This is a genomic window from Mameliella sp. LZ-28 (genome assembly GCF_012274245.1).
GTDB lineage: Bacteria > Pseudomonadota > Alphaproteobacteria > Rhodobacterales > Rhodobacteraceae > Antarctobacter > Antarctobacter albus.
Genome location: NZ_JAANYX010000024.1, coordinates 1 through 2,899 on the forward strand (window position 1 = coordinate 1; position 2,899 = coordinate 2,899).

Annotated in this window: 4 protein-coding genes; all 4 read right to left on the reverse strand. The window is 68.5% G+C overall.

The genetic code is table 11. The features are described from left to right. Positions 1-504: maleylpyruvate isomerase N-terminal domain-containing protein (locus tag G9Q80_RS15240; RefSeq protein WP_184757218.1), on the reverse strand; the 504-nt coding region annotated here is incomplete at its 3' end. Next, positions 501-1,574 (reverse strand): cupin domain-containing protein, encoded by a 1,074-nt coding sequence (locus tag G9Q80_RS15245; RefSeq protein ID WP_088716933.1) that lies wholly within the window; start codon positions 1,572-1,574, stop codon positions 501-503. The genes G9Q80_RS15245 and G9Q80_RS15240, both read right to left, overlap by 4 nt. Before the next feature lie 25 nt (positions 1,575-1,599). Further along, a complete protein-coding gene (gene maiA, locus G9Q80_RS15250) occupies positions 1,600-2,244 on the reverse strand; it encodes a maleylacetoacetate isomerase (protein ID WP_088716932.1) in 645 nt (214 codons plus the stop codon). After that, positions 2,241-2,899: fumarylacetoacetate hydrolase family protein (locus G9Q80_RS15255; protein WP_232786431.1), on the reverse strand; the 659-nt coding region annotated here is incomplete at its 5' end. The genes maiA and G9Q80_RS15255, both read right to left, overlap by 4 nt.

The window sequence follows — 2,899 nt, forward strand, 5'->3', positions numbered from 1 at the left end:
GCCTTGCCACACCACCCGCGCACGCAGGCGGGGCGTCTGGCGCAGCGGGGTGACGGCCTGGCCCTCCAGAGGCGCCGACAGGGTCCATCCCTCGTCGGTCAGGTCGCGCCATTCGACGTCCAGGTGGATCGCCGCATGGTGCACCAGGCTGCGCAACGCGCGCGGCGGCAGCGTGGCCCCCTGGGCGATCTCGGCGCGATGGGCCTCTGGCGCTATCGGCTGAACGCTGTCCCCGGCCCGCACGGCGCCCACCTGCTGCGCGAGAGCCCGGGCGTGATAGCCGACCTCGGCAATCAGCGCCCGACGCCGGACGCCCTCGCGCAGCGACGGCGCCTCCAGGTCGGCATCCGACAGCTCGGCCAGCTTGCGGGCGAAATAGGCCGTACCACGCCGGGCCAGCAGCAGATCCCCTGCCGGGGCCGAGGCCGCATCATAGCGCGCCCCTGCCCCCTGACGCGCGCGCAATGCCTCGCGCGCGGCCTGTTCCTCGGCCGTCAGGCTCATTGCCCTTCGACCGCCGTCCGCATGAAATTCAGACGTTCCATGATCGGCGCATCGGAAAAGCGGAACAGGTCGAACTGGGTTTCCGCCTGCAAGGACCACGGCACCCACGACGGGATCACGAACATGTCGCCCTTATCCAGCCTGTGCGTCTCGCCCCCCATGACGACGGCGCCCCGGCCCTCGAAGACCTGGAACACGGTCGACCCGACTTCGCGCCGCTCGGGCGTCTCGGCCCCGGCGCGCAGGCGGTGGAACTCGCAGCGGATCGTCGGCATCACGTCGCCGCCGGTGGTCGGGTTGACGTAGCGGATCGCCGCGTGGCCCTGTTCGACGGTGGCCGGCATGCCCTCATCCTCCAGCAGCAATTGCTGGGTCAGCGCCTGGTCGGTGAATTCCCAGCGATAGGCGCCGATGGGCGAGGATACCGTGTCCTGCAGGTGCGACAGGGGCCGCAGGCCCGGGTGGCACCACAGGCGTTCGCCCTGGGAATAGTTCGGCGTGGCATTGTCGGTGACCCGTTCCGCGCCGAACTCGAAGAAACCAACGTCCATCTGCTGGCTGAAGGGAATGTCCAGCCCGTCGATCCAGGCCATCGGCTCGGTCGCGACATTGTGGTGCCCGTGGAACCGCCAGCCCGGCGTCAACAGCAGATCGCCGCGCGACATCCGCACCGGGTCGCCGTCGACCACCGTCCAGACCCCCTCGCCCTCGACGACGAAGCGAAAGGCGTTCTGGGCGTGGCGATGCTCGGGTGCGTTTTCGCCGGGGCAGAGGTACTGGATCGCGGCCCAGAGCGTGGGCGAGACATAGGCCCGCCCGCCAAGCCCGGGGTTGGCGAGGCCGATGGCGCGACGTTCGCCGCCCCGGCCCACCGGCACCAGTTCGCCAGACCGTTCAGCCAGTGGCAAAAGATCGGCCCAGCGCCAGACATGGGGCACCGCCTTGGGCCTGGGGTGCAGCGGCATGAGGTCGCCGGTCTGCGTCCAGAGCGGGTTCAGGTGATTGTCCTTGAACCCCTGGTATAGCGCGCGCAGCTCCGCGCTGTCCTCGGGTTGCATGGCGTTGTCCATAACTCTCCTCCTTGGAAACGCGTTGTCAGGCCGCGTCGGGCTGGTTGGGCGGGGCCGCGTCGCGGAAGGCGGGCAGCGCGTCGAGCGCGTCAAAGATCCGCGCGATGGTCGGCCAGTCCGCGACCGGGATGTCAAAGCGCCGGTTGTTCCAGACCTGCGCGTAAAGGCACAGATCGGCCAGCCCCGGCGTATCTCCGTGACAGTAGCGACCGGTCCGCGCGTCCTGCAACGCCTCTTCGAGAGCGTCGAAAGTGGTGGCAACCCAATGCGTGAACCAGGCCTTCTGCGCCGCTTCATCGGCACCGAACTGGTCGCCCAGGCGAAAGAGCACCCGCAGGTTGTTCAGGGGATGGATCTCGCAGGCGATCATGCAGGCCAGGCCGCGCACCCGGGCCCGGCCAAGCGGATCGGCGGGCAAAAGCGCGGGCTCCGGGTGGGTCTCTTCCAGCCATTCGATGATGGCCAGCGACTGGATCAGGGTCGTTCCGTCCTCCAGCTCCAGCGACGGCACCAGGCCTTGCGGGTTCTTGGCCAGGTACTCCGGCGTCCGCGTCTCTCCCTTGCGCAGGGCGTAGGCCAGGTAGTCGTATTCCAGCCCCTTGAGGTTCAACGCGGCGCGCAGCCGCGTCGAGGTCGACGAGCGAAAGAAGTTGTGCAGCGTCAGGCTCATGCGCGGGGGCCGATATGGGTGGTGCAGGTGCCCAGGCCCTCGACCTCGACGACGCAGGTATCGCCGGGCTGCAGGGGGCCGACGCCGGCAGGCGTGCCGGTCATGATCAGGTCGCCCGGCTTCAGCGCGAAGGACTGCGACAGGATCGAGATCATCTCGGGGATGGACCAGATCAGTTCGCTGAGGTCGGCCTCCTGCTTGACCTCGCCGTTGACGGTCAGCTTGATCGCCCCCTTGGAAGGATGACCCACGGCAGAGACGGGATGGATCGGCGCGATGGGGGCCGAGTTGTCGAACCCCTTGCCAAGATCCCAGGGGCGGCCCTGCTCGCGCGCCTTCAGCTGCAGGTCACGGCGGGTCAGGTCGTTGCCGACGCCATAGCCCCAGACGTGATCCAGCGCCTTGTCCTCGGGGATGTTCACACCGCCGGTGCCGATCACGGCGACGAGTTCGGCCTCATAGTGAAAGTTCTCGGTCTGCGGCGGATAGGGGATCGTCGCGCCGTCCTCGACCACCGCATCGGCGGGTTTGAGAAAGAAAAACGGCGGATCGCGGTCCGGGTCCTTGCCCATCTCGCGCGCGTGGGCGGCATAGTTGCGCCCGATGCAGAAGATGCGCCGCACCGGAATACGGTCCCCGCTGCCTGCAACGGCGA

Bases quoted from the DNA above. Each gene is read 5' to 3' on its own strand.
- G9Q80_RS15245 (WP_088716933.1), bottom strand. From the start codon at position 1,574: ATGGACAACGCCATGCAACCCGAGGACAGCGCGGAGCTGCGCGCGCTA.
- maiA (WP_088716932.1), bottom strand. From the start codon at position 2,244: ATGAGCCTGACGCTGCACAACTTCTTTCGCTCGTCGACCTCGACGCGG.